The organism is Pseudomonas sp. OA65, from assembly GCF_017498305.1.
Taxonomy (GTDB): domain Bacteria; phylum Pseudomonadota; class Gammaproteobacteria; order Pseudomonadales; family Pseudomonadaceae; genus Aquipseudomonas; species Aquipseudomonas zanjanensis.
The window spans coordinates 19,761-42,985 of sequence record NZ_JAGDEZ010000023.1; the positions used below are offsets into that span (position 1 = coordinate 19,761).

The window sequence follows — 23,225 nt, forward strand, 5'->3', positions numbered from 1 at the left end:
GGGAGGCCTCATGAAAAGGCGAGCCAACTACCCATGCTCGACTGCGTTGCTGATGCTGGGCTTTCTGCTCAGCGGCATGGCTCACGGCGAAGGTCTGGAAGAGCGGCTGCGGGCGCAACTGCGCAGCACCACCGCCCAGTTGCAGGCCCTGCAAAGCGAGCAGGCCCAGGCCAGCGTCGCGCGTCAGGCTGCAGAGAGTCAGGCCAAGGAGGCCCAGGCGCAGATCAAGCAATTGACCGCGCAACTGACCAAGGCCCAGGCCCTGGCCGAACAACTGGCCGGGCACCAGCAAAGCCTGCAAAGCCAGACCCAGGCCCAAGTGGCGGCCAGCAACGAGCAGGTCGGTAAGTTCAAGAAAGCCTATGAAGAACTGCTGGCCCTGGCCCGTGGCAAAGAGGCCGAGCGCGCCCGCCTGGAAGGGCAATTGACCGAGCGTGACACACAAGTGCAGCAATGTTCGGTCAAGAATCAGCAGATGTACGAAGTCGCCAAGACGCTGCTGCATGCCTACGAAACCATCGATGTGACCGACATCGTGAAGATCCGCCAGCCGTTCGCGGCCAAGGCCCGGGTGCGTTTCGAAGAGCTGGCCCAAGGGTTTGGCGATGATCTCTACAAGAACCGTTTCGATGCGCCCCAGGCCTCGATCACTCACTGAACAGCACAAGGAAGAACCGAACATGACCGCAATGATTGAATACGTCGGCGCAAAGTCCCTGACCGAGTTGTTGCAGGCCGCCGGCTATCGGGTCAACGAAACCGAGCAGAACGGCATCGTGCAATTGCTCAGCGCCAGCCAGGGCATCGGCTTTGCCGTGCGTTTCGGCAATCCTGCGCCGACGGTGAGCGAATACCTGGACTTCACCTTCAGTTGCGCCTTGCGGGTGCAGGGCGAATTGCCGGCCGGGTTGGCGGAGCTGTGGAACGCCTCGCGACGCTTTGCCCGGTTATCGCTACAAGGGGAATTCCTGGTGATGGAAATGGACGTGGTGGTCGCGGCGGGCGTGAGCACCGATCATCTGCGCAGCCACTTGGAACTGTGGGACCGCCTGTTGCAGGAGTTCATTGTCTTCCTGCGTGAATACAGCCAGAACGCGGCGCGGGTGCAAACCGCCGCCGAGCCCACCGAGGCACCGTTGGAGGAGGCCGTTGCATCGTGAAAAAGCCGACCTTCGTCATCAGCGCCGCTGCGCTGGGCCTGATCGCCGTGGCGCTGGTGCTGGGCCTGCGACCGGGCAGCGATCCGGTCGCGGCGGTGCAGAGCGCCAGCGTCGTTGCGGCCGACTCGCCGAGTTTGGCCCGGTTGGGCAACCAGCAGGTCAGCCCTGAAGAGGTCAAGAGCTTGCTGGCCGCGCTGGCCCCCGAGGTGCGCCAGCAGATGCGTGGCAATCGGGCGGCGCTGGAGGGCTGGATCCGTGCGCGACTGGCGGAAAAAGCCGTGTTGGAGCAGGCCGATGCCCAGGGCTGGCGCCAACGCCCCGAGGTGGAGCGCCAGACCCGAGCGGCGGCTGAGCAGATCGTGTTTCGCGACTATTTGCAATCGGTCAGCCAGGTGCCGGCCGGGTATCCCACTGAAGACGAGTTGAAGCAGGCTTACGACGTCGGGAAAGCCAACTGGACCGCACCGGCGTTGTACCGCGTCAGCCAGATTTTCCTGGCGACCACCGAGCCGCAAACCGTGGAGGCGGTGCGTCGGCAAGCGCTGGAGGTGAGCAAAAAGGCCCAGGCATCACCCGCTGAATTTGCCGCCCTGGCCAGCCGTTATTCCCAGGACCGCAGCAGCGCCGAGCGTGGCGGTGACAATGGTTTCCAGCCGTTGCAGCAACTGGTACTGCCGGTGCGCGAGGCGGTGGCACGCTTGAAGGTCGGCGCGGTGTCGGACCCGGTGCAGAGCCCAGCGGGGTTCCATGTCATCAAGCTCACTGAACAACAACCGGCCCGGGAAGCGACCCTGGACGAAGTCCGCGAACGCCTGACCCAGGCCTTGCGCGCCCAACGCCAGGAGCAAATCGCCAAGGCCTACCTGGACGGCATGCTCGACACGGCGACGTTGAGCATCGATGGCGCGCAGTTGAGCAAGGTGCTGGAGGAGGGGCTTTAGTGAGGTCCATACCTAACTCGTGGCGAGGGAGCTTGCTCCCGCTGGGCTGCGTAGCAGCCCCACCGAAATGACCGCGATCTTTCAACAAGAATCGGGGACAGGTTTTTGGGGCTGCTGCGCAACCCAGCGGGAGCAAGCTCCCTCGCCACAGGGGAGCTTGCCTGGCTGAAGACCCCACGCAGCCCCACGCATTCGTACCACCGACAGGGAGTCACCCATGACCTTCATCGAGCCCGCAGGACGCCAGGCTGTCACCGCATACCGCACACCGTTGCTTGCCCCCGACCCGTGGCTGGCCATGGCTAGCGGTATCGAGCCGCAGGTGGCGCAGTGTTTCCTGGTCAGTGCCCGTTGCGGCTGCTTCATGCAGGCGGCTCGCAGCCTCAACGTCAAGGCGACCTGGCTGCGCAAGCAGTTGGCGCAGTTGGAGGTGCGGCTGCAACGATCGTTGTTCAGCTTCCAGGGCAGCGCCTTGACCCTCAGCCGCGAAGGCCGGCAGTTGCAGGCGCGCTTGATCAGCCTGGCCCATGAAAGTGCGCCGCCCCTGACCGATCAGCCCTTGATTCGCCTGGCCGTGGCCGAGTCGATTCTGCATGACATCCTTGGGCGCGATCTGATCTCGTTGTTACGGCGCAACGCCAGCGTGCGATTGCAGATCATCACCCTGGACAGTGAACTGGCGCTGCAAGCCGTCAGCGCCGACCTGGTGCTGTGGTTGAGTGATGCCCAGGCGTCGGCGCCGGGGCCGAGCTTCGCCACATTGCCTGCGGATCGACTGGCGCGGTTGGATTATCTGCCGCACATCGCCAAACGCTATTCACGACCCGCCACGCGCCCGGACAGCCTGGACGACTTGAATGACTACATGCTGGTGCAATGGCAGGCGGACCGACACGTTGACGGCTTCGCCCCGTGGAACACCTTGATAGATCAACGCCGGGCCGGTGTGGTGCAGGTGCAGTCCTACGAACTGATGCTGGAAATGATTCGCTGCAGTGCCTGCATCGGCCTCTTGCCACAGTACATGAGCCGCTTCGACCGAGGCCTGGTGGCGCTGCCGGACGTCTTCGGCCTGCCGATGCAGCGGCATTTGTGGACGGCCGTCAATGCCCAGGCCGAAGGCTCGCCAGAGGTGCAAGTGCTGCGTGAGCTGATCCATCACACACTGGATGAGCGCCGGGATTGGTTCCAGGCCTGACTGGCATCACGCTAATCCTGTGGGAGCGAGCCTGCTCGCGATGAGGCCAACATATCCAACACCTCCGTAACTGACCCACCGCCTTCGCGAGCAAGCCCGCTCCCACACTGGATTTTCGGCAGCCACAAATTCATGTGCACCCCTGTCCCTTGTGGGAGCGGGCTTGCTCGCGAAGAGGCCGGCACATTCAACACTTCATTGACTGATACTCCGCTTTCGCGAGCAAGCTCACTCCCACAGGTTCCCCCTATAAGCTGGCGTGGCTTATAGTGATCGGCCTTGCCACGCTCCAGGGAGGAGCCACATGTCCGAGTCTTCAATCACCCTCGAACGTTTCACCGAAACCCACATCGCCGGCGTCACCGCGCTCTACAACGACCCGGCGGTGACGCGCCAGGTGCTCCAAATGCCTTTCCAGTCCGCCGAAGTCTGGCGCAAGCGCCTGGCGATGGATGACGAGCGCTTGTTGAAACTGGTGGCCCTGCACGAGGGTGAAGTCATCGGTAACCTGGGGCTGGAGCAGTTCACACGGGTGCGCCGAGCTCATTGCGGCAGCCTCGGCATGGGCGTGGCTGCCGCCTGGCAGGGCAAGGGCGTGGGGTCGAGGCTGCTGGCCGCCGCGCTGGATGTCGCGGACAACTGGATGAACCTGCGCCGGGTCGAACTGACGGTGTACGCCGACAACGAAGCGGCCATCGGGCTGTACCGCAAGTTCGGCTTTGAAGCCGAAGGCTTGCTGCGCGACTATGCCGTGCGTGACGGTCGCTGGGTAGACACGCTGGCCATGGCACGGTTGCGCTGAAAACCGCACCGGAGCAGGCAAAAAACCGCCCATTGGCTATACCTGTAGTTCCGGCCCCGCCTCGTGTGGCTTACAGGAGTGACAGCATGAAGTTTTCGTCCATGATCGGCTGTGTTTGCATCGCCTCGCTCGCCTTGGCGGGTTGCTCGAGCAAAGTGACCCAGCCGGATGAGTATTCCGGGTTCCTCGGCGATTACAGCCGGCTCAAGGAAGAGAAGTCGCCGTCGGGGGCCGTGGTCATGCGTTGGATCGATCCGAAGATCGATCCGGGCAAGTACACCCATCTCTACATCGAGCCGACGCAGCTTTACCCCAAGCCGCAGCCGACCGTGAAGATCCCCCAGGCCACGCTAGCCGGCATTACCGCGTACTACGATCAGGCCCTCAAGCGGGAAGCGGAAAAATCCTTGCCCCTGGCGACCGCTCCGGGGCCGGGTGTTCTCGTGGTGCGTGCGGCGATCACGGCTGTCAGCAGCAAGACCGAAGGCTTGAAACCTTATGAGGTGATCCCGATTGCGCTGGTGGCGGCGGCTGTCAGCACCGCCAGCGGTATTCGCGACCAGGAAACCACCTTGGGCACCGAAGCGGTTTTCCTCGACGGTGGCACTCACGCGGTGGTCGCGCAAGTCGTGCGCAAAGGCACCGGCAAGCCGCTGTCCAACGAGTCCCAGGTCATGAAGGCCGATGACGTCAAAGGGGTCATCGATGGCTGGGCGTCGGATTTGCACCAGTCGTTTTTGAAACTCAAGAACAAATAGGTGCGGCGCCAACACATAACGGCGATGCCATGTCTTTTTATGTCTGGCCATAGGTCGGGGAAGCATTTCGTGGTTAACTCCGGCCTCACCATTTTCAAACCTGTCAGAAGGAATCCGTTCATGGCTCAAGTCACCCTCAAAGGCAACCCGGTCCAAGTCAACGGCCAGTTGCCACAAGCCGGTTCCAAGGCGCCAGCCTTTTCCCTGGTTGCCGGCAATCTGTCGGACGTTTCCCTGAAGGACTTCGCCGGCAAGCGCAAGGTGCTGAACATTTTCCCTAGCGTCGACACGCCGACCTGCGCCACCTCCGTGCGCAAGTTCAACGCCCAGGCCAACGAGCTGAACAACACCGTGGTGCTGTGCATCTCCGCCGACCTGCCATTTGCCCAGGCGCGTTTCTGCGGCGCTGAAGGCCTGGAAAACGTCCAGAACCTGTCCACCCTGCGTGGTGCCGAATTCATCCAGGACTACGGCGTGGCGATTGCCGACGGTCCGCTGAAAGGCCTGACCGCCCGTGCCGTGGTGGTGCTGGACGAAAACGACAGCGTGCTGCACAGCGAGCTGGTCAAGGAAATCGCTGAAGAGCCGAACTACGACGCGGCCCTGGCCGTCCTGAAATAAGTGGATTGAAATAAAGTATTTATTACAATTGTTAACGGCCTGGCCCTGTCCAGGCCGTTTTCTTTTGTGCTTCAAGGCGTTAGCCGACTATCCGAAAGGTAAGCTCAAGGTAAATTGCCGGTAAAGGCGCTTTGCTAAATACCCGCCAGTGCTTATCGTTCAGCCTCCCGTAAAAGAAGCCCTCGCGCCCAATGGTTGATCACTCCATGCAATCCTCTGTTTCCCGCAATTCCCGTCGCTGGCTGTTTGGCTTGTTCGTCCTGCTGGTCGTCGCAGCGCTGGCCTGGAAGTTTTGGCCCAGCGGCTCGACCGAAACAAATGGGGCAGGGGAGAAAGCCGCCGCGGGGCATGTGGGACGCTCCGGTAGCATGCGGCCGGGGTTCGGTGGGGCGACGGGGGCGATTCCAGTGCGGGTGGCGCCTGCAGTGACCGGGGACTTCCCGCTGTACTTCAAGGCGCTGGGTACCGTCACGGCCCTCAACACCATCAACGTGCGCAGCCGCGTGGGTGGCGAGCTGGTCAAGATCGCCTTCGAAGAGGGGCAAATGGTCAAGGCCGGGGACTTGCTGGCCGAGATCGACCCACGCCCGTACCAGAACGCCTTGCTTCAGGCCGAAGGCACCTTGCTGCAGAACCAGGCCCAGCTGAAAAATGCCCAGGTAGACCTCGAGCGCTATCGCGGTCTGTACGCCGAAGACAGCATTGCCAAGCAGACCCTAGACACCGCCGCGGCGCTGGTGGGCCAGTACCAGGGCACGGTCAAGACCAATCAGGCGGCGGTCAATGACGCCAAGCTCAACCTGGAATTCACCAAGATCCGCGCACCGATCACTGGCCGCGTAGGCTTGCGTCAACTGGACGTCGGCAACCTGGTGTCAGCCAACGACACCACGGCCCTGGCGGTCATCACCCAGACCCAACCCATCAGCGTCGTGTTCACCTTGCCGGAGAACAACCTCGACACGGTGCTAGCCCGTTACCGCAGCGGGGCGAAACTCCCCGTCGAAGCCTGGGATCGCGGCGACGTGAAGCGCCAGGCCAGTGGCGTACTGCAAAGCCTGGACAACCAGATCGATGTCACCACCGGCACCCTGAAGTTCAAGGCTCGTTATGAGAACCGCGACCAGTCGCTGTTCCCCAACCAGTTCGTCAACGTCCACCTACTGGCCGACACCCTCAAGGGCGTGACCCTGGCGCCGACGGCCGCCATCCAATTCGGCACCAACGGCACCTTCGTCTATGCCCTGGAGGGTGACAAGAAGGTCACCATCAAGAAGCTGAAGATCGGCGCCAGCGACGGCACCAACACCGTGGTCACCGAAGGCCTGGCCGCCGGCGACCGGGTGGTGCTCGAAGGCACCGATCGCTTGAAGGAAGGCAGCGAAGTGGAAGTGGTCAACGACAGCCAGGACGTGCCCACCACGCCGACCGAGCACCTGCAAGGCAAGTCCGCGGCCACCACTGAACCAGCCGCGGTCGACAAGGCGAAAAAGGGCGGCGCATGAATATCTCGCGGCTTTTCATCCTTCGCCCGGTCGCCACCACCCTGAGCATGCTGGCGATCATCCTGGCCGGCTTGATTGCCTACCGGTTGCTGCCGGTGTCGGCGTTGCCCCAGGTCGATTACCCGACCATCCGCGTGATGACCCTGTACCCGGGCGCCAGCCCCGATGTGATGACCAGCGCGGTCACCGCGCCCCTGGAGCGGCAGTTCGGGCAGATGCCGGGCCTGACGCAAATGGCCTCCACCAGCTCCGGCGGCGCGTCGGTGATTACCCTGCGCTTCAACCTCGACATCAACATGGACGTCGCCGAACAGCAGGTGCAGGCCGCCATCAACGCAGCCACCAACCTGCTGCCCACGGACCTGCCGGCGCCGCCGGTGTACAACAAGGTCAACCCCGCCGACACCCCGGTACTGACCCTGGCCATCACGTCCAAGACCATGCTGCTGCCCAAGCTCAATGACTTGGTGGACACCCGCATGGCACAGAAAATCGCCCAGATCAGTGGCGTCGGCATGGTCACCATCGCTGGCGGCCAGCGCCAGGCGGTGCGCATCAAGGTCAACCCCGAGGCGCTGGCGGCCAACGGCCTGAACCTGGCGGATGTGCGCACGCTGATCGGTGCGTCCAACGTCAACCAGCCCAAGGGCAACTTCGACGGCCCGACCCGGGTCTCGATGCTCGACGCCAACGACCAACTGACGTCGCCCAAGGACTACGCCGAACTGATCCTGGCCTACGCCAATGGCGCGCCGTTGCGGCTAAAGGACGTGGCACAGATCGTCGACGGCGCCGAAAACGAACGGCTTGCCGCCTGGGCCAACGAGAACCAGGCCGTGCTGCTGAACATCCAGCGCCAGCCCGGCGCGAATGTCATAGAAGTGGTGGACCGGATCAAGGCCCTGCTGCCGAGCATTACCGACAACCTGCCGGCCGGCCTGGACGTCACCGTGCTGACCGACCGCACCCAGACCATCCGTGCCTCGGTCACTGACGTGCAGCATGAATTGCTGATCGCCATCGCCCTGGTGGTCATGGTGACATTCCTGTTCCTGCGTCGCGTCAGTGCCACGATCATTCCGTCGGTGGCCGTGCCGTTGTCGCTGATCGGTACCTTCGGCGTGATGTACCTGGCCGGTTTCTCCATCAATAACCTGACCTTGATGGCCCTGACCATCGCCACCGGTTTCGTGGTGGACGATGCCATCGTCATGCTGGAGAACATCGCCCGTTTCATCGAGGAGGGCGACAGCCCAATGCAGGCCGCGCTCAAGGGCGCGAAGCAGATTGGCTTCACGCTGATTTCCCTGACGCTGTCGCTGATTGCCGTGCTGATCCCACTGCTGTTCATGGCCGACGTGGTCGGGCGCTTGTTCCGTGAGTTCGCCATCACCCTGGCGGTGGCGATCCTGATCTCCCTGGTGGTGTCCCTGACCCTGACGCCGATGATGTGTGCCCGCTTGCTCAAGCGCGAGCCCAAGGAAGAAGAGCAGGGCCGTTTCTACCGTGCCAGCGGCGCCTGGATCGATTGGCTGATCGCCGCCTACGGGCGCAAGTTGCAATGGGTGCTAAAGCATCAGCCACTTACCCTGCTGGTGGCCGTGGGCAGCCTGGTGCTGACGGTGGTGCTTTACCTGGCCGTGCCCAAGGGTTTTTTCCCGGTACAGGACACCGGGGTGATCCAGGGCATTTCCGAAGCGCCGCAATCGATCTCCTTTGCTGCCATGAGCGAGCGCCAACAGCAACTGGCAAAGGTGATCCTCGCCGACCCGGCGGTGCAGAGCCTGTCTTCCTACATCGGCGTGGACGGTGACAACGCCACGCTCAACAGCGGACGCTTGCTGATCAACCTCAAGCCTCACAGCGAACGGGATGACAGCGCCACCGAAATCATTGCCCGCTTGCAGCCACAACTGGACCGGCTGGTGGGTATTCGCCTGTTCATGCAGCCGGTGCAGGACCTGACCATCGAGGACCGGGTCAGCCGCACCCAATACCAGTTCAGCCTGTCATCGCCCGACGCAGAATTGCTCAGCCTCTGGAGCGGGCGCCTGGTCAACGCCCTGAGCCGCCAGCCGGAACTGACCGACGTCGCCAGCGACTTGCAAGACAAAGGCTTGCAGGTCTACCTGGTGATCGACCGCGACGCGGCGTCACGCCTGGGCGTCTCGGTGTCGAACATCACCGATGCGTTGTATGACGCCTTCGGCCAGCGGCAGATTTCCACCATCTACACCCAGGCCAGCCAGTACCGCGTGGTGCTGCAAGCCCAGGCCGGCGAACGGATCGGGCCGCAGGCGCTGGACCAGATTCACGTCAAGACCACCGATGGTGGGCAGGTGCGGCTGTCGAGCCTGGCCCGGGTCGAAGAGCGTCAGGCTCAGTTGGCGATTGCCCACATTGGTCAGTTTCCCGCAGTGATGATGTCGTTCAACCTCGCGCCGGGCGTGGCGCTGGGGCATGCGGTGGAGGTGATCGAAAAGGTCCAGCAGGAGATCGGCATGCCGGTGGGCGTGCAGACCGAATTCCAGGGTGCGGCCCAGGCATTCCAAGCGTCGTTGTCGAGTACCTTGCTGCTGATCCTGGCGGCCGTGGTGACCATGTACATCGTCCTGGGCGTGTTGTACGAAAGCTACATCCACCCGATCACCATCCTTTCCACCTTGCCCTCGGCGGCTATCGGCGCCTTGCTGGCGTTGATCCTCAGCGGCAATGACCTGGGCATGATCGCGATCATCGGCATCATCCTGCTGATCGGCATCGTCAAGAAAAACGCGATCATGATGATCGACTTCGCCCTCGATGCCGAACGCAACCAGGGCATGGACCCGCAAACGGCGATTTACCAGGCGGCGTTGCTGCGCTTCCGCCCGATCCTGATGACCACCCTGGCGGCGTTGTTCGGTGCCGTACCGCTGATGCTCGCCACCGGTTCCGGCGCGGAACTGCGTCAGCCCCTGGGCCTGGTGATGGTGGGCGGGTTGTTGGTGAGCCAGGTCTTGACGTTGTTCACCACGCCGGTGATCTACCTGTATTTCGATCGACTGGGGCGCCGGTTTGCCAGGCCTGAGGCGGATGAGGTGCGGGTATGACCGCTTCCCTGGAATGTAACGGGCTTTTGTGGCGAGGGAGCTTGCTCCCGCTGGGCTGTGGGAGCAAAGCTTGCTCGCGAAACAGACGCCTCGATTCTGCGAGACTGCATCGCCTTCATCGCGGGCAAGCCTTGCTCCCACATAGCGGGAGCAAGCTCCCTCGCCACAAAAGCCTGTCCATTGAAGCAAGGGGCTGTCGCCCATGAACCTCTCCGGTCCCTTCATTCGCCGCCCCGTAGCAACCATGCTCCTGAGCTTCGCCATCATGCTGCTCGGTGGCGTGTGTTTCGGCCTGCTACCGGTTTCGCCGCTGCCGCAAATGGATTTCCCGGTGATCGTGGTCCAGGCCAACCTGCCAGGGGCCAGCCCCGAGGTGATGGCGTCGACCGTGGCAACGCCTTTGGAACGTTCCTTCGGCGCCATCGCCGGGGTCAACACCATGAGCAGTCGTTCCAGCCAGGGCTCCACGCGGGTCATCCTGCAATTCGACCTGGACCGCGACATCAACGGCGCGGCCCGGGAAGTGCAGGCGGCCATCAATGCCTCGCGCAACCTGTTGCCCAGCGGCATGCGCAGCATGCCCACCTACAAGAAGGTCAACCCGTCCCAGGCGCCGATCATGGTGCTGTCGCTGACCTCGGATGTATTGGAAAAAGGCCAGCTCTACGATTTGGCGTCGACCATCCTGTCCCAGAGCCTGTCCCAGGTGTCGGGCGTGGGTGAGGTGCAGATCGGTGGCAGCTCGCTGCCGGCGGTGCGCATCGAACTGGAACCACAGTTGCTCAATCAATACGGCGTGGCCCTGGACGATGTGCGTACCGCCATTGCCGACAGCAACGTGCGCCGGCCCAAGGGTTCGGTGGAGGACGACCGGCGCATGTGGCAGGTCCAGGCCAACGACCAGTTGGAAAAGGCCAAGGACTACGAAACGCTGGTCATCCGCTATCAGGACGGCTCGGTGCTGCGGCTCAAGGATGTGGCGAAAGTCACCGACAGCGTCGAGGACCGTTACAACAGCGGTTTCTTCAACGACGATGCCGCCGTATTGCTGGTGATCAACCGCCAGGCTGGCGCCAACATCATCGAGACCGTCAACGAGATCAAGGCGCAACTGCCGGCGTTGCAGGCGGTGCTGCCGGCCAGCGTCAAGCTGAACCTGGCGATGGACCGCTCGCCCGTGATCAAGGCCACCCTGCATGAAGCGGAAATGACCTTGCTGATCGCCGTGGCCCTGGTGGTGCTGGTGGTGTTCCTGTTTCTCGGCAATTTCCGCGCTTCACTGATCCCGACCCTGGCGGTGCCGGTGTCGCTGGTGGGCACGTTTGCGGTGATGTACCTGTACGGTTTTTCCCTGAACAACCTGTCGCTGATGGCGTTGATCCTGGCGACCGGGTTGGTGGTGGACGACGCCATCGTGGTGCTGGAGAACATTTCCCGGCATATCGACGAAGGCGTGCCACCGATGGAGGCAGCGTACCGGGGGGCCGAGGAGGTGGGCTTCACCTTGCTGTCGATGAACGTCTCGCTGGTGGCGGTATTCCTGTCGATCCTGTTCATGGGCGGCATCATCGAGAGCCTGTTCCGCGAATTCTCCATCACCCTGGCGGCCTCCATCGTGGTGTCGCTGGTGGTCTCGCTGACTCTCACGCCGATGCTCTGCGCCCGCTGGCTCAAGCCCCATGTGCCTGGGCAGGAAAACCGCCTGCAGCGCTGGAGCCAGAGGGTCAATGAACGGATGGTCCGTGGTTACGCCACCAGCCTGGACTGGGTGCTGCGTCATCGGCGCCTGACCTTGCTGAGCCTGCTGGTGACCATTGGCGTGAACGTCGCGTTGTATGTGGTGGTGCCGAAGACCTTCATGCCGCAGCAGGACACCGGCCAACTGATCGGTTTCGTGCGTGGCGACGATGGGCTGTCGTTCGGCGTGATGCAGCCGAAGATGGAGATTTTCCGTCGCGCCGTGCTCAAGGACGAGGCCGTGCAAAGCGTTGCCGGCTTCATCGGCGGCAACAACGGCACCAACAACGCGTTCATGCTGGTGCGTCTCAAGCCGATCAAGGAACGGAATATTTCCGCGCAAAAGGTCATCGAGCGCCTGCGTAAGGAAATGCCCAAGGTACCCGGTGCCCAATTGATGTTGATGGCCGACCAGGACCTGCAGTTCGGTGGCGGTCGCGAGCAAACCACTTCCCAATATTCCTACATCCTGCAAAGCGCCGACCTGGCGTCGCTGCGCACCTGGTACCCCAAGGTCGTGGCGGCCTTCCGGGCCTTGCCGGAACTGACCGCCATCGACGCCCGCGACGGTGGCGGGGCGCAGCAGGTGACGCTGGTGGTAGACCGAGACCAGGCCAAGCGCCTGGGCATCGACATGGACATGGTCACGGCGGTGCTCAACAACGCCTACAGCCAACGACAGATTTCCACCATCTACGACAGTCTCAACCAGTACCAGGTGGTGATGGAGGTCAATCCCAAGTATGCCCAGGACCCGAGCACCCTCGAACAGGTCCAGGTGATCACTGCCGATGGTGCGCGGGTGCCGCTGTCGGCCATTGCCCATTACGAGAACAGCCTGGAGGACGACCGGGTCAGCCATGAAGGCCAGTTCGCCTCCGAGGGCATCTCCTTCGACATGGCCGAAGGCGTGACGGTGGAGCAGGGCACCGCGGCCATCGAACGGGCGATTGCCAAGCTTGGGATGCCCGAGGATGTCATCGTGAAAATGGCCGGCACTGCCGACGCGTTCGCCGCCACCCAGAAGAGCCAGCCGTTCATGATTTTAGGCGCGCTGCTGGCGGTGTACCTGGTGCTGGGGGTGCTGTATGAAAGCTACATTCATCCGCTGACCATCCTATCCACCTTGCCGTCGGCCGGGGTCGGCGCATTGCTGTCGATCTACGCGCTGGGCAGCGAGTTTAGCCTGATCTCGCTGTTGGGGCTGTTCCTGCTGATCGGCGTGGTGAAGAAAAACGCCATCCTGATGATCGATCTCGCCTTGCAACTGGAGCGTGCCGGACAGACGCCGCTGGAGTCGATCCGTAGCGCTTGCCTGCTGCGGCTACGGCCGATCCTGATGACCACGCTGGCGGCGATTCTCGGTGCCTTGCCGTTGCTGCTCGGCACCGCCGAAGGCGCGGAAATGCGCCAGCCACTGGGCCTGACCATCATCGGTGGCCTGGTGTTCAGCCAAGTGCTGACGCTCTATACCACGCCGGTGGTTTACCTTTATCTCGACAAGCTGCGCCATCGCTTCAACCGCTGGCGTGGTGTGCGCACTGATGCTGCCCTGGAAACTCCGCTATGACCGACCGTTTGCCTTCCAATCTTGCCGCCGTGCTGGCGACCGCCCGTGGCTCGCGGGTGCTGAGCCTGGCGCTGTGCGTGGCGATGCTCAGCGCCTGCGCCATCGGCCCGGATTACCAGCGTCCCACGGCCGCCGCCCCGGTGCAGTACAAGGAGGCCCAGGGCTGGCGCCAGGCCAACCCCAGCGATGCGATGGCTCGGGGCGCCTGGTGGGAGCTGTACGGTGATGCGCAGCTCAATGGCCTGGTGGATAAGCTCAACGCCTCCAACCAGACCGTGGCCCAGGCCGAGGCCCAGTACCGGCAGGCCCGGGCATTGGTACGCAATGCCCGGGGTGCCTTTTTCCCCACCGTGGACCTGACCGTTGGCAAGACGCGCTCCAGCCAGGGCACCGGTAGCAGCAGCTCGAGCCTGAGCAGTTCGTCCAGCGGCATTCGCGACACCTACAGCGCCCAGGCCGGTGTCAGTTGGGAAGCAGACGTGTGGGGCAAGTTGCGCCGCACCCTGGAAGCCGACGAGGCGAGCGCGCAAGCCAGTTTCGCCGACCTGGCGGCGATGCGCCTGAGCCAGCAGTCGGAACTGGTGCAGAATTACTTGCAGTTGCGGGTGATCGACGAGCAGAAGCGCTTGTTGCAGACCACCGTCGACAACTACCAGCGCTCGCTGAAAATGACCGAAAACCAGTACCGCGCCGGGGTGTCCGGCAAGGACGCGGTGGCCCAGGCGCAGAACCAGCTCAAGACCACCCAGGGCGACCTGATCGACCTGATCTGGCAACGGGCCCAGTTCGAAAACGCCGTCGCCGTGCTCATCGGCCTGCCACCGGCCGAATTCAAGCTGGCCGAGACCCAAGACATCCCGACACTGCCACAGATCCCGGTGGCGCTGCCCTCGCAACTGCTCGAACGCCGGCCAGACATCGCCTCGGCAGAGCGCTCGGTGATGGCCGCCAACGCCAACATCGGCGTCGCCAAGGCCGCGTACTACCCGGACCTGACCCTGAGCCTCAGCGGCGGCTACAGCAGCAGTACCTATGACAACTGGGTGAGCGTGCCGAACCGCTTCTGGTCGGTAGGCCCACAACTGGCGATGACACTGTTCGATGGCGGCCAACGTTCGGCGGAAGTCGACCGCACCGTCGCCGCCTATGACCAGACCGTTGCCACCTACCGCCAGACCGTGCTTGACGGCCTGCGGGAGGTGGAAAACTACATGATCCAGCTCAAGGTGCTGGAAGACGAAGCCCGCGTGCGCCAGGAAGCACTGGACGCCGCCCGGGAATCCCTGCGCCTGACGCAGAACCAGTACAGGGCCGGACTGATTGCCTACCTTGACGTGGTCACCGTCCAGGCCACCGCGCTGAGCAACGAACGCAGCGTGCTGAGCCTGCAGCAGAGCCGGTTGATTGCCAGCGTACAGTTGATTGCGGCGCTGGGCGGGGGCTGGGATGGGCAGTTGCAGGCGGAGGAGAAACCCTGAGTGATTGGGTAGCGCCGCAAGATGCTTTTGTGGCGAGGGAGCTTGCTCCCGCTTGAGTGCGCAGCGCTCATAAAGTAGGGGACTGCTACGCAGTCCAGCGGGAGCAAGCTCCCTCGCCACAGAGTTAATGGCTGTCAAACAGTCCCGCTTTTGGCCGATGCACTGCCTACGTCCCGTCGCGATGGCTTGTTATAGTTCAGGCCTCTTTTCAGCCGGTAAAGGATCACTGCCATGTCGCAATACCAAGCGTTCAACGTCGAACTTGCAGACAACATCGCCCATGTGCAGATCAATCGGCCGGACAAGATCAACGCGATGAACGCTGACTTCTGGCGCGAGATCATTGAGATCTTCCAATGGATCGATGATACCGATGAAGCGCGGGTGGTGGTGCTCAGCGGCACCGGCAAGCATTTTTCCTCCGGCATCGACCTGATGATGCTGGCAGGCGTGGCCAACGAACTGGGTAAGGACGTGGGGCGCAATGCGCGGTTGCTGCGGCGCAAGATTGTGCAGCTGCAAGCCTCGTTCAACGCCGTGGACAATTGCCGCAAGCCGGTGCTCGCGGCCATCCAGGGCTATTGCCTGGGCGGTGCCATTGACCTGATCTCTGCTTGCGACATGCGTTATGCCGCCGAGGACGCCCAATTCTCCATCAAGGAAATCGATATCGGCATGGCCGCCGATGTTGGCACATTGCAACGCTTGCCGAGGATCGTCGGGGACGGCATGCTGCGTGAACTCGCTTATACGGGGCGCACTTTTGGTGCCGACGAAGCGCGCAGCATCGGCCTGGTCAATCGTGTCTACAGCGACACCGCCAGCCTGCTCGACGGTGTGATGGGCATTGCCCGGGACATCGCCGCCAAGTCGCCGATTGCCGTGACCGGCACCAAGGCAATGATCAGCTACATGCGCGACCACAGCATCGATGACGGCCTGGAATACGTCGCCACCTGGAACGCCGCCATGTTGCAATCGACCGACCTGCGCGTGGCCATGGCCGCCCATATGAGCAAACAGAAACCTGAATTTCTGGATTGACTGACCATGATTTCACGCTGGACCACCGCAGTACTCGACACCGACGTTCCCGGCGGCTGGGCCGTGGCCCGTAGCCCGGAAGGCTTTCTGTTCGATGACAACGGCGCGCTGTTTCCCCGCGACTGGCTCAAGCGCCAGGACCTGTCGATCCTCGCCGAACACGGCATCGGTCACCTGGATGGCGAGCCGGTCTACCTGCTGGAATTGCACAGCCCGCTGGACATCCCTGGTTGTAACTGGAAAGGCCTGCGGGCGTTCATGCTCGAGGACGACCACACGCTGTACAAGGTGTTGGGTTATGCGGCGCAGATCGGCACCTGGGCCCGGGAACATCGCTTCTGTGGCAGTTGCGGCAAAGCCATGAGCCAGATTCCACTGGAGCGGGCGATGTATTGCGATGCCTGCGACCTGCGCCATTACCCGCGGATTTCACCGAGCATGATTGTGTTGATTACCCGCGGCGATGAAGTCCTGCTGGCCCGTTCACCGCGGTTCGTCACGGGTGTCTACAGCACCCTGGCGGGTTTTGCCGAGCCCGGCGAGTCGGCGGAGGACTGCCTGGTCCGCGAAGTGCGCGAGGAAGTCAGTATCGAGGTGAAGAACATCCAGTACATGGGCAGCCAGTGCTGGCCGTTTCCCCATTCGATGATGCTCGGTTTCCACGCTGAATATGCCAGCGGTGACATCGTGCCCCAGGAGGATGAGATCGAGGACGCCCAATGGTTCAACGTCTACGACCTGCCACCGCTGCCGGCCTCGCGCTCGATTGCCCGCTATCTGATCGACCTGTATGTGGCGCGGCGCTTAGGCCACGCTGAACCAGTGCTGCCAGGCTAGGCGCACGGTCAAGCCCAGCACCACGGTGATGAACACCGGTCGGATGAACTTCGCGCCGCCGCTGATGGCGGTGCGAGCGCCGAAGAACGCGCCGACCATCACCGACAGGCCCATGCTCAGGCCGATGACCCAGTCTACCTGCCCGGAAAAGATGAACACCGACAGCGCCGCGATGTTGCTGACGAAGTTCATGCTGCGGGCCACGCCACTGGCCTTGACCAAGTCGATGGGGTAGAGCAGCAGGCTGCTGACGGTCCAGAACGCACCGGTACCCGGCCCGGCCACGCCGTCATAGAAACCCAGGCTGAAACCCTGGGATGACTGCCACGTCTTCTTGATCGGCGCATCGCTGTCCAACGGCGCCTTGGGCGTGCCGCCAAACAACAGGTACAGGCCGCAGGCGAAGACGATCACCGGCAACATCTTGTTCAGCCACTCGGCTGGCAGGTAGTGGGCGACGACGGCGCCGGTCAGGGCTCCGACCAATGTGCCGACGAGGGCATGGGTCCACTGCCCTGGGTGGAACAACTTGCGCTTGTAGAAGGTGAAGCTGGCCGTCGCCGAGCCGAAGGTCGAACTGAGTTTGTTGGTCCCCAGGACCAGGTGAGGTGGCAAACCTGCAGTCAGCAGCGCCGGCGTGGTCAGCAAACCACCGCCACCAGCAATGGCATCGATGAAACCGGCAATGAAGGCGACAACGGCGAGGATAGCGAGGGTAGTGAGGTCAACGCTGAGTTCGAAAGGCATGGAATGGCTTATTTGGCAGGACGCAGAAGGGCTGCGGGAAGGCCGGTATGTTACCCATAATGGTGCAGGGCTGCGACTGTCTAAGGCCTGTGACTTTCCGTGGCGAGGGAGCTTGCTCCCGCTGGGCCTGTAGGAACCGTGGAGCTGTCGAGTGCAACGAGGCTACGATCTTTCCCCATCCACTTGAATCTCAAGCGAAAGATCAAAAGATCGCAGGCTTCGCCAGCTCCTACAGCCAGCGGGAGCAAGCTCCCTCGCCACAGGTTCGATCGTCACTCCGGCCGGAACACCGCTCGTAAACAGTTCTGCGTCTTCTCCTTGAACATCGCATAACCTTCCACCGACTGCTCCAGTCCCATCGGATGGGTCAGCAGATAGGACGGGTCCAACTCACCTTTCTGGATGTGCTCGAACAACCGTCCTACGTAACGCTGTCCAGGCTGTTGGCCGGAGCGCAGGGTCAGGGATTTGTTGACGATGGCCCCCATGGGAAATTTGTCGAGCAGGCCGCCATACACACCGACCACCGAGACAGTGCCGCCTTTGCGGCAGGCGCGGATCGACTGGCGCAGTACCGTCCCGCGTTCGGTGTGCAGACGCATCATTTGCTTGGTCTTGTCGTAGAAATAATCGATCTCTGTGCCATGGGCCTCCATGCCCACGCAGTCGATGCAGCGATCCGGGCCCCGGCCACCGGTCAGTTCCAGCAAGGCGGCATGCACGTCAGTGGCTTCGTAGTTGAGGGCGATGGCACCGGCTTTTTCTTCCGCCAATTGCAAGCGATCAGGCAGGCGGTCGATGGCAATCACCCGTTCGGCCCCTAGCAGGTAGGCACTGGCAATCGCCATCAACCCGACCCCGCCACAACCCCATACCGCCACGGTATCGCCCCGTTGGATATCGGCGTTATCGGCGGCGAAATAACCAGTGGGCACCGCGTCTGAGACGAATACCGCCTGTTCGTCAGTAATGCCCTCGGGGATCTTGAATAGGTTGACGTCGGCGAACGGCACGCGGATATAGGTCGCGTGACTGCCGGCGTAACCGCCAAACGCATGGCTGTAGCCGATGATGCCGCACGCCGGTTGGCCGTAGGCGATGTCCGTTGCGCTGGGATTGGGGTTGGAGTTGTCGCAGCAGGAAAAATCCGAGCGCCTGCAATGTTCGCATTCGCCGCAACCGATGATCGACACGGTGACAACCCGGTCGCCTTTGCCGAAAGACCTGACGGCTGAACCGATCTCCACGACTTCCCCCATGAATTCATGGCCAATGATGTCGCCGGCCTGCATGGTCGGCACGTAGCCGCCCAGCAGATGCAGGTCTGACCCGCACACCGAGGACATCTGTACCCGCACGATCGCGTCCCGGGGGTTGAGAATGGACGGATCATCGACGGTTTCAACTTGTAGCTTATTCGGGCCTTGCCAAGTCAATGCACGCATCAGGCGTTACCTCCGGTGGAAGGCTGTGAGGACGGTGTTTGAGGGGCCTCTGTGGCCGGATGAACGAACAGAAAGTCCTTCGTACCAGAGGCGTGCAGGCGGTTGGTGCTCACCTCGCCGGTTTCCAGTTGTTGCTTGATGCTGCGCAGCAGGTGCAGCAAGGCTTTGTCCGAGAACTTGGAAATCGCCGCGGCCAAGGCATAACCGGCGGCACCGAGGGGCGCCTGGCAGGCGACGATGACTTTCAACTGCGTGCCACGGCCGGCCGGCGCATCGCTGAAGTGCATCTGGATGTCATGCTTGAATCGCGTATCCGGGCCGGCAGTCCAGTGCAGCTTGCGGCCGTCCTTGGGCTCGTCCTGTTGGATGTCACAGTGCAGGGTCTTGTCCATCGGGCCGTGGGCGACCCAGCGGTAAGTACCTTCAGCGGTTTGTTCTATAGCGTCGACCCAGGGCACCAGCGCACCCAGGTTGCCCGGGTTGCGACAGAACGCGAAGACCTCATCCCTGGGTTTGCCCACGGTAATGCTGCGAGAAATCACTTTGCTGCCGCTCCAGTCCCGATCCTGTTCAAAGGCTCGTTCGAACGGACTATGGGTCAGTGCGCGCTTGATCCTGCAGGTGCCTGAATAGCCGCGCCAGGCGGCACAGGCGCCGAGCAGCACCTGCGGCCAGCCCTGGAGCCCGCCTTGGCGCAGTCCGTTAGCGATCAACAAGGTGCCGGCCAGCAGCGATACGGCACGTTCCGGCGTGCCAAGATTAGGGTGCGACGGGGTCGGCACCGCAGCCCGGCTCGCAACCAGTTGGGGTCGTTCAGACATGATGGTTTCCTCATTCTCCAGGGACGACATAAGGAATGAACCGAGGGGAGGCGCGGTTGTTCCATCAACGTGGGGGCTTTCCGATGAGGCGAATCCTGGCGATACGGTTCAAGCGTTCGCCAGGGCAGTCCGGGATTCGCCGGCAGGTTTGGCCAGGGAAGGGCAGGCCGACCGTTCGACGATTTTTTTTTGAAATCAAGGGGTTGTCAGCCTAGGTAAATGAGTACATAATTGCGCCCATCGAACGCACTGGGACGTAAAAAATCTCAATGTTTTCAAGGAGATAGCGCTGAGTAAGCGCACTGTTTCCTGATCAGGTTTGTACTGCGGTTGATGTAGCTGCATCGCATCAAGCGTCCTTGAGGCCGAATAGCAAAATGGTTATGCAGTGGATTGCAAATCCACCTACGCCGGTTCGATTCCGACTTCGGCCTCCACTTTTAAAAAGCTCTGTAGATCTATGATTTACAGAGCTTTTTTATTTGCGAAGCATTTGAAAGGTTTTGTCTTGAAAAGGGCATGAGCCACCTTGCTTCACAGGGGAGGGATGTATATATTCCCACCTCTTGCTGCACCAGCCAGGGCATCGGTCATCAGCTTCTGCCGACGTTCCCATGGCTAACCGCGCTACCGCCCGAATGGCGAAACTGGTAGACGCATGGGACTTAAAATCCCCCGCTCGTAAGGGCGTGCCGGTTCGATTCCGGCTTCGGGCACCATCTAAATAAAATCAAGGGTTTGCGGGCGGAAGCTAATGCAAGCCCTTGTTTGTTTCTGCTGCTGAAAGCTGCCGAAGAAACGGAGCCCAGCCTCCGGGTAATTTCATGGGCAAACCTCTACACTCGGCGTTGAGATTAGCGAGGTGTGGCTAGGCGGTAGCTTCCGTCCAGGCCAGCCCGGTGCGCTAATCCTTTGACCATGGAGAGGTATCAAGTGAAAAAAATCGCAACGATGAGCCTGTTGGCCTTGATGAGCAGCGGCGCCGCATACGCTGGGGAGACAACGTCCGCCGATGGGAAAACCCTTGCCGTTAACTTTGGCGCGCCGACCGTCAAGCAAGTGCTGCACTATCGGAAAATGTACGACAAGAAGCCATTTCCCGATGCGGAAATTTATTACTACAGCAACGGTTTGTACAAAATCATCTCTCAGGGAGAGAACCACTACGGCGTCTACGTCTTGCAGGGTCAACACACTGACGAGACCTACACGGTGAAGTTTATCTCGCTGCCTTCCCCGGACTGGGGAAATAAAACTGCGTTTCACCAGCTCACCTTCATTCGAGGTGATGGGCAGAACGTGTTTATCCAGAACGCGATTGTCGACACTGGCGAGGCCATAGCGCAGCAGAACGGGACCTATACGCAGGAAAAGAACACGGTGGTCAATCCCATCAGTACCGCTTGGCGCAAGAAGTGAATCCGTCGTACAGAGTCTGACAATTATCAGGCTGAACAATAGGTTGTGTGAGTATGCTCATGCAGCCTGTCAGGTATAACCCATCGGTGCCGGCGTTCACAATCGTCGACGAAATGCCTCGAGAATATCCCGCATGCCCTTTTTCATTTGCAGTTGGGCAATGGCATCCAGCGGGTGCCAGAGGCAATCGCTGATTTCATTCTGTGGCCTGGCCGCCGTCAAGTCGCTGACCGACGCTTCGAATACGTGATGTTCGGTTTGCCCATCATTGATTCGCATCAGGTAGAGCAGGTTCTCGACATCCAGGCCCGTTTCCTCGGCTAATTCCCGGACAGCGGCCCCGGCATGGGTTTCGCCGCGTTCTACGGTGCCGCCTGGCAGTGCCCAGCGGCTATTGGATTTGCGGACCAGAAGAATATGGCGATTGTCCTCGCAGATGACGGTCGCTCGAATTTTCATGGCGGTACTCGATCTGTGACTGTCATTAAACTGAAATATATCTGCAATATTTGAGCCTGGCATTATCTGCGCGTTCAAATATGTTTTTTCAGAGCCTTATCAGTACGACCGTAGCGCGGTGGAAAAGACTGAGTTCATTTGGCCTGTCATCGTCCTGATCGGCCTGTTGGACCGCCAGCGCCAGGCTTTCGACCGGTTATCGCCTCAAATTGAATCAGCTGCTAAAAAATGAATCCATGTTGGGTGCAATGGCTGGCCCCGGAAGGGGAAGGACAGACAGATGACCACCGTTGAAGACTTCAAGATCAAATCCCATGAACTCCTGGTGGAGCTCGATACGGCGACAGCGGAAATGATGAAGCTCATATGTGTCCATCAAATGAGCGGATCGACCTGGGATGAGGCGGTCCAGCGTCAACATGAGGCCTATGAGCAATGGGTCTCTTATCTGAATGAGCGAGAGTAGATGCCACGCCCGCCTGGGCGAAAATTCTTTGAACGGCGCTTGAACGGCTGTGCCTAATCCTTAAATCGCCAAGAGGATTGAGCCATGTCTGAATTAGCCAGTTACTTCTGGATCGCTGTCGCGGTGCTTCTGCTGCTCGTGGACCTATGGGCAATCATCAGCGTGTTTCGAAGCGACAAGTCAGCCGGAACCAAGGCTGGCTGGGCGCTGCTGCTGATCATCCTGCCAGTGCTGGGTCTGGTCATCTGGGGCGTGGCGGGGCCGCGCGGCGTCAAGGAGCCACCCTCGTCACCGGAGCACAGCAAGGGCTAGCAAGAACGCTGTGCTGCGTGGCCGGCGCCCGTCACCGGTTCTTCCACTCGCCGCCGGTGGTTTCGCAGTCTTCCTGGGCCTGCTGCACCTGCTCGACCCCGTAGTAGTACCACGTCACTTTGGCGTTGTCGGGAAGGTTGGCTGAGCCACCGCTCTTGTCCTTGCTGGTTGAGCGCGGGTTGGCCAACGCTTCCTGGGTCAGCCTGGCTTGGCATGTCGCCACATATCCCTCGTCACAACGCTCGACTTTGCGTTTCTGGGTACTGACCGTTCCCTTGCTTTCATTGCTGCAAGACCAGTCCAGGGTTTCGGCGGGTACGCCTTTGTATTCGTAGCAGCTGTGGCTTTCGATCACCGGAACCGACTGGCTCTGGGACCGTGTGACGACGTCGCAGCCTTGGGCCAGGACGGTGGCGGGGCTCGCACAAGCGATCAATAGCAGGATTCTGGCATTCATGTGGTTCTCCCTTTGCGGTTTTTGCACCAGTGCCTATTGATTTCGAGGCGCAAAAATTGCCCGCGTTCCATCGGCTTTCCAGCCGGTAGAACTGATGGGGAAACACGTCTGACGCGGGGCGTCAGCGGAACTTGGGCAGTGGCGGTTCGGCAGGCTTTAGTGAGGTCAGTGCGCTCTGGATCGACGGGGCGTCCTTGTCGATGTCGTTGAGCCGGTCTCGAATGCGCACGGCGGTGGGGTGCCCGCCTTGGTGGTCGACCCAATCGGCGATTTCCTTGCAGGCTGCCGTGAGCCTGGCCTGACGCGATTCCAGCAAGGTGAGCAGGGTGGTGATGGACTCTTTTTCGGACATGTCA

At 61.4% G+C, this 23,225-nt stretch carries 22 protein-coding genes and 2 tRNA genes; 18 read left to right on the forward strand and 6 right to left on the reverse strand.

Features of this window, described 5'->3' with window-relative positions; genetic code table 11:
- The first annotated feature begins 10 nt into the window (after positions 1 to 10).
- From J3361_RS19070 to nudC, 13 genes are all read left to right on the forward strand, one after another.
- Entirely contained in the window at positions 11 to 658 is a 648-nt protein-coding gene (locus J3361_RS19070; protein WP_207965879.1) for a DNA repair protein, read from the forward strand.
- A gap of 22 nt (positions 659 to 680) precedes the next feature.
- Positions 681 to 1,160, forward strand: a complete 480-nt coding sequence (locus J3361_RS19075; protein ID WP_207965880.1) for a YbjN domain-containing protein — start codon at positions 681 to 683, stop codon at positions 1,158 to 1,160.
- Complete coding sequence (locus J3361_RS19080) at positions 1,157 to 2,101, forward strand: peptidylprolyl isomerase (RefSeq protein WP_207965881.1); 945 nt, start codon at positions 1,157 to 1,159, stop codon at positions 2,099 to 2,101. The genes J3361_RS19075 and J3361_RS19080 overlap by 4 nt, the downstream gene beginning before the upstream one ends.
- 217 nt (positions 2,102 to 2,318) lie before the next feature.
- Positions 2,319 to 3,299 (forward strand): LysR family transcriptional regulator, encoded by a 981-nt coding sequence (locus tag J3361_RS19085; protein WP_207965882.1) that lies wholly within the window; start codon positions 2,319 to 2,321, stop codon positions 3,297 to 3,299.
- A gap of 304 nt (positions 3,300 to 3,603) precedes the next feature.
- Positions 3,604 to 4,101 carry a GNAT family N-acetyltransferase gene (locus tag J3361_RS19090; protein WP_207965883.1) on the forward strand — a complete coding sequence of 166 codons (498 nt, stop codon included), beginning with the start codon at positions 3,604 to 3,606 and terminating at the stop codon, positions 4,099 to 4,101.
- 86 nt (positions 4,102 to 4,187) lie between these two features.
- Complete coding sequence (locus J3361_RS19095) at positions 4,188 to 4,859, forward strand: DUF3313 domain-containing protein (RefSeq protein WP_207965884.1); 672 nt, start codon at positions 4,188 to 4,190, stop codon at positions 4,857 to 4,859.
- A 120-nt stretch (positions 4,860 to 4,979) separates the two neighbouring features.
- Positions 4,980 to 5,480 carry a thiol peroxidase gene (gene tpx, locus J3361_RS19100; protein WP_207965885.1) on the forward strand — a complete coding sequence of 167 codons (501 nt, stop codon included), beginning with the start codon at positions 4,980 to 4,982 and terminating at the stop codon, positions 5,478 to 5,480.
- Positions 5,481 to 5,671: 191 nt separating this feature from the next.
- Entirely contained in the window at positions 5,672 to 6,985 is a 1,314-nt protein-coding gene (locus tag J3361_RS19105; RefSeq protein ID WP_207965886.1) for an MdtA/MuxA family multidrug efflux RND transporter periplasmic adaptor subunit, read from the forward strand.
- Positions 6,982 to 10,077 carry an MdtB/MuxB family multidrug efflux RND transporter permease subunit gene (locus J3361_RS19110; protein ID WP_207965887.1) on the forward strand — a complete coding sequence of 1,032 codons (3,096 nt, stop codon included), beginning with the start codon at positions 6,982 to 6,984 and terminating at the stop codon, positions 10,075 to 10,077. Before J3361_RS19105 ends, J3361_RS19110 begins: the two co-directional genes overlap by 4 nt.
- Before the next feature lie 202 nt (positions 10,078 to 10,279).
- Positions 10,280 to 13,384 (forward strand): efflux RND transporter permease subunit, encoded by a 3,105-nt coding sequence (locus J3361_RS19115; protein WP_207965888.1) that lies wholly within the window; start codon positions 10,280 to 10,282, stop codon positions 13,382 to 13,384.
- Positions 13,381 to 14,862, forward strand: coding sequence for an efflux transporter outer membrane subunit (locus J3361_RS19120; protein WP_207965889.1), 1,482 nt, complete (start codon positions 13,381 to 13,383; stop codon positions 14,860 to 14,862). Before J3361_RS19115 ends, J3361_RS19120 begins: the two co-directional genes overlap by 4 nt.
- 231 nt (positions 14,863 to 15,093) lie before the next feature.
- Positions 15,094 to 15,906 carry a crotonase/enoyl-CoA hydratase family protein gene (locus tag J3361_RS19125; protein WP_207965890.1) on the forward strand — a complete coding sequence of 271 codons (813 nt, stop codon included), beginning with the start codon at positions 15,094 to 15,096 and terminating at the stop codon, positions 15,904 to 15,906.
- A 6-nt stretch (positions 15,907 to 15,912) separates the two neighbouring features.
- The gene (nudC, locus tag J3361_RS19130) at positions 15,913 to 16,743 is read left to right on the forward strand and encodes an NAD(+) diphosphatase (protein WP_207965891.1); all 831 of its coding nucleotides are present in this window, start codon (positions 15,913 to 15,915) and stop codon (positions 16,741 to 16,743) included.
- Here nudC and J3361_RS19135 read toward each other — a convergent pair.
- The 3 genes from J3361_RS19135 to J3361_RS19145 all read right to left on the reverse strand — a co-directional run bounded on the left by J3361_RS19135 (position 16,711) and on the right by J3361_RS19145 (position 19,756).
- Positions 16,711 to 17,490 carry a TSUP family transporter gene (locus tag J3361_RS19135; protein WP_207965892.1) on the reverse strand — a complete coding sequence of 260 codons (780 nt, stop codon included), beginning with the start codon at positions 17,488 to 17,490 and terminating at the stop codon, positions 16,711 to 16,713. The two genes, nudC and J3361_RS19135, sit on opposite strands and share 33 nt — an antisense overlap.
- A 272-nt stretch (positions 17,491 to 17,762) precedes the next feature.
- Positions 17,763 to 18,935 (reverse strand): zinc-dependent alcohol dehydrogenase, encoded by a 1,173-nt coding sequence (locus tag J3361_RS19140; protein ID WP_207965893.1) that lies wholly within the window; start codon positions 18,933 to 18,935, stop codon positions 17,763 to 17,765.
- Positions 18,935 to 19,756 (reverse strand): SRPBCC family protein, encoded by an 822-nt coding sequence (locus J3361_RS19145; protein ID WP_207965894.1) that lies wholly within the window; start codon positions 19,754 to 19,756, stop codon positions 18,935 to 18,937. The genes J3361_RS19140 and J3361_RS19145 overlap by 1 nt, the downstream gene beginning before the upstream one ends.
- 363 nt (positions 19,757 to 20,119) lie before the next feature.
- Between J3361_RS19145 and J3361_RS19150 the strand changes: the two genes are divergently transcribed.
- The 3 genes from J3361_RS19150 to J3361_RS19160 all read left to right on the forward strand — a co-directional run bounded on the left by J3361_RS19150 (position 20,120) and on the right by J3361_RS19160 (position 21,175).
- Positions 20,120 to 20,193 (forward strand) — tRNA-Cys (locus tag J3361_RS19150).
- Between the two features lie 195 nt (positions 20,194 to 20,388).
- A tRNA-Leu gene (locus J3361_RS19155) sits at positions 20,389 to 20,475 on the forward strand.
- 250 nt (positions 20,476 to 20,725) lie between these two features.
- Entirely contained in the window at positions 20,726 to 21,175 is a 450-nt protein-coding gene (locus tag J3361_RS19160) for a hypothetical protein (RefSeq protein ID WP_207965929.1), read from the forward strand.
- Positions 21,176 to 21,271: 96 nt separating this feature from the next.
- On the opposite strand, the gene J3361_RS19165 is transcribed toward J3361_RS19160, so the two are convergent.
- A complete protein-coding gene (locus tag J3361_RS19165) occupies positions 21,272 to 21,634 on the reverse strand; it encodes an NUDIX domain-containing protein (protein ID WP_207965895.1) in 363 nt (120 codons plus the stop codon).
- Positions 21,635 to 21,914: 280 nt separating this feature from the next.
- On the opposite strand from J3361_RS19165, the gene J3361_RS19170 reads away from it, so the two are divergent.
- On the forward strand, positions 21,915 to 22,100 hold the full coding sequence (locus J3361_RS19170; RefSeq protein WP_207965896.1) for a hypothetical protein: 186 nt from the start codon (positions 21,915 to 21,917) through the stop codon (positions 22,098 to 22,100).
- A gap of 84 nt (positions 22,101 to 22,184) precedes the next feature.
- The gene (locus tag J3361_RS19175; RefSeq protein ID WP_207965897.1) at positions 22,185 to 22,412 is read left to right on the forward strand and encodes a PLD nuclease N-terminal domain-containing protein; all 228 of its coding nucleotides are present in this window, start codon (positions 22,185 to 22,187) and stop codon (positions 22,410 to 22,412) included.
- Between the two features lie 31 nt (positions 22,413 to 22,443).
- Here the strand turns inward: J3361_RS19175 and J3361_RS19180 are convergent, their stop codons facing one another.
- Together J3361_RS19180 and J3361_RS19185 are read right to left on the reverse strand one after the other, a co-directional pair.
- Positions 22,444 to 22,869, reverse strand: coding sequence for a hypothetical protein (locus tag J3361_RS19180; RefSeq protein ID WP_207965898.1), 426 nt, complete (start codon positions 22,867 to 22,869; stop codon positions 22,444 to 22,446).
- A 121-nt stretch (positions 22,870 to 22,990) separates the two neighbouring features.
- Positions 22,991 to 23,221: a hypothetical protein gene (locus tag J3361_RS19185; RefSeq protein WP_003201752.1), complete on the reverse strand. Its 231-nt coding sequence runs from the start codon at positions 23,219 to 23,221 to the stop codon at positions 22,991 to 22,993.
- Positions 23,222 to 23,225 lie beyond the last annotated feature (4 nt).

Coding starts and splice junctions, on each gene's coding strand:
- J3361_RS19070 (WP_207965879.1), top strand. CDS start 11: ATGAAAAGGCGAGCCAACTACCCATGCTCGACTGCGTTGCTGATGCTG.
- J3361_RS19075 (WP_207965880.1), top strand. CDS start 681: ATGACCGCAATGATTGAATACGTCGGCGCAAAGTCCCTGACCGAGTTG.
- J3361_RS19085 (WP_207965882.1), top strand. CDS start 2,319: ATGACCTTCATCGAGCCCGCAGGACGCCAGGCTGTCACCGCATACCGC.
- J3361_RS19090 (WP_207965883.1), top strand. CDS start 3,604: ATGTCCGAGTCTTCAATCACCCTCGAACGTTTCACCGAAACCCACATC.
- J3361_RS19095 (WP_207965884.1), top strand. CDS start 4,188: ATGAAGTTTTCGTCCATGATCGGCTGTGTTTGCATCGCCTCGCTCGCC.
- tpx (WP_207965885.1), top strand. CDS start 4,980: ATGGCTCAAGTCACCCTCAAAGGCAACCCGGTCCAAGTCAACGGCCAG.
- J3361_RS19105 (WP_207965886.1), top strand. CDS start 5,672: ATGGTTGATCACTCCATGCAATCCTCTGTTTCCCGCAATTCCCGTCGC.
- J3361_RS19110 (WP_207965887.1), top strand. CDS start 6,982: ATGAATATCTCGCGGCTTTTCATCCTTCGCCCGGTCGCCACCACCCTG.
- J3361_RS19115 (WP_207965888.1), top strand. CDS start 10,280: ATGAACCTCTCCGGTCCCTTCATTCGCCGCCCCGTAGCAACCATGCTC.
- J3361_RS19120 (WP_207965889.1), top strand. CDS start 13,381: ATGACCGACCGTTTGCCTTCCAATCTTGCCGCCGTGCTGGCGACCGCC.
- J3361_RS19125 (WP_207965890.1), top strand. CDS start 15,094: ATGTCGCAATACCAAGCGTTCAACGTCGAACTTGCAGACAACATCGCC.
- nudC (WP_207965891.1), top strand. CDS start 15,913: ATGATTTCACGCTGGACCACCGCAGTACTCGACACCGACGTTCCCGGC.
- J3361_RS19135 (WP_207965892.1), bottom strand. CDS start 17,490: ATGCCTTTCGAACTCAGCGTTGACCTCACTACCCTCGCTATCCTCGCC.
- J3361_RS19140 (WP_207965893.1), bottom strand. CDS start 18,935: ATGCGTGCATTGACTTGGCAAGGCCCGAATAAGCTACAAGTTGAAACC.
- J3361_RS19145 (WP_207965894.1), bottom strand. CDS start 19,756: ATGTCTGAACGACCCCAACTGGTTGCGAGCCGGGCTGCGGTGCCGACC.
- J3361_RS19160 (WP_207965929.1), top strand. CDS start 20,726: ATGAGCAGCGGCGCCGCATACGCTGGGGAGACAACGTCCGCCGATGGG.
- J3361_RS19165 (WP_207965895.1), bottom strand. CDS start 21,634: ATGAAAATTCGAGCGACCGTCATCTGCGAGGACAATCGCCATATTCTT.
- J3361_RS19170 (WP_207965896.1), top strand. CDS start 21,915: ATGACCACCGTTGAAGACTTCAAGATCAAATCCCATGAACTCCTGGTG.
- J3361_RS19175 (WP_207965897.1), top strand. CDS start 22,185: ATGTCTGAATTAGCCAGTTACTTCTGGATCGCTGTCGCGGTGCTTCTG.
- J3361_RS19180 (WP_207965898.1), bottom strand. CDS start 22,869: ATGAATGCCAGAATCCTGCTATTGATCGCTTGTGCGAGCCCCGCCACC.
- J3361_RS19185 (WP_003201752.1), bottom strand. CDS start 23,221: ATGTCCGAAAAAGAGTCCATCACCACCCTGCTCACCTTGCTGGAATCG.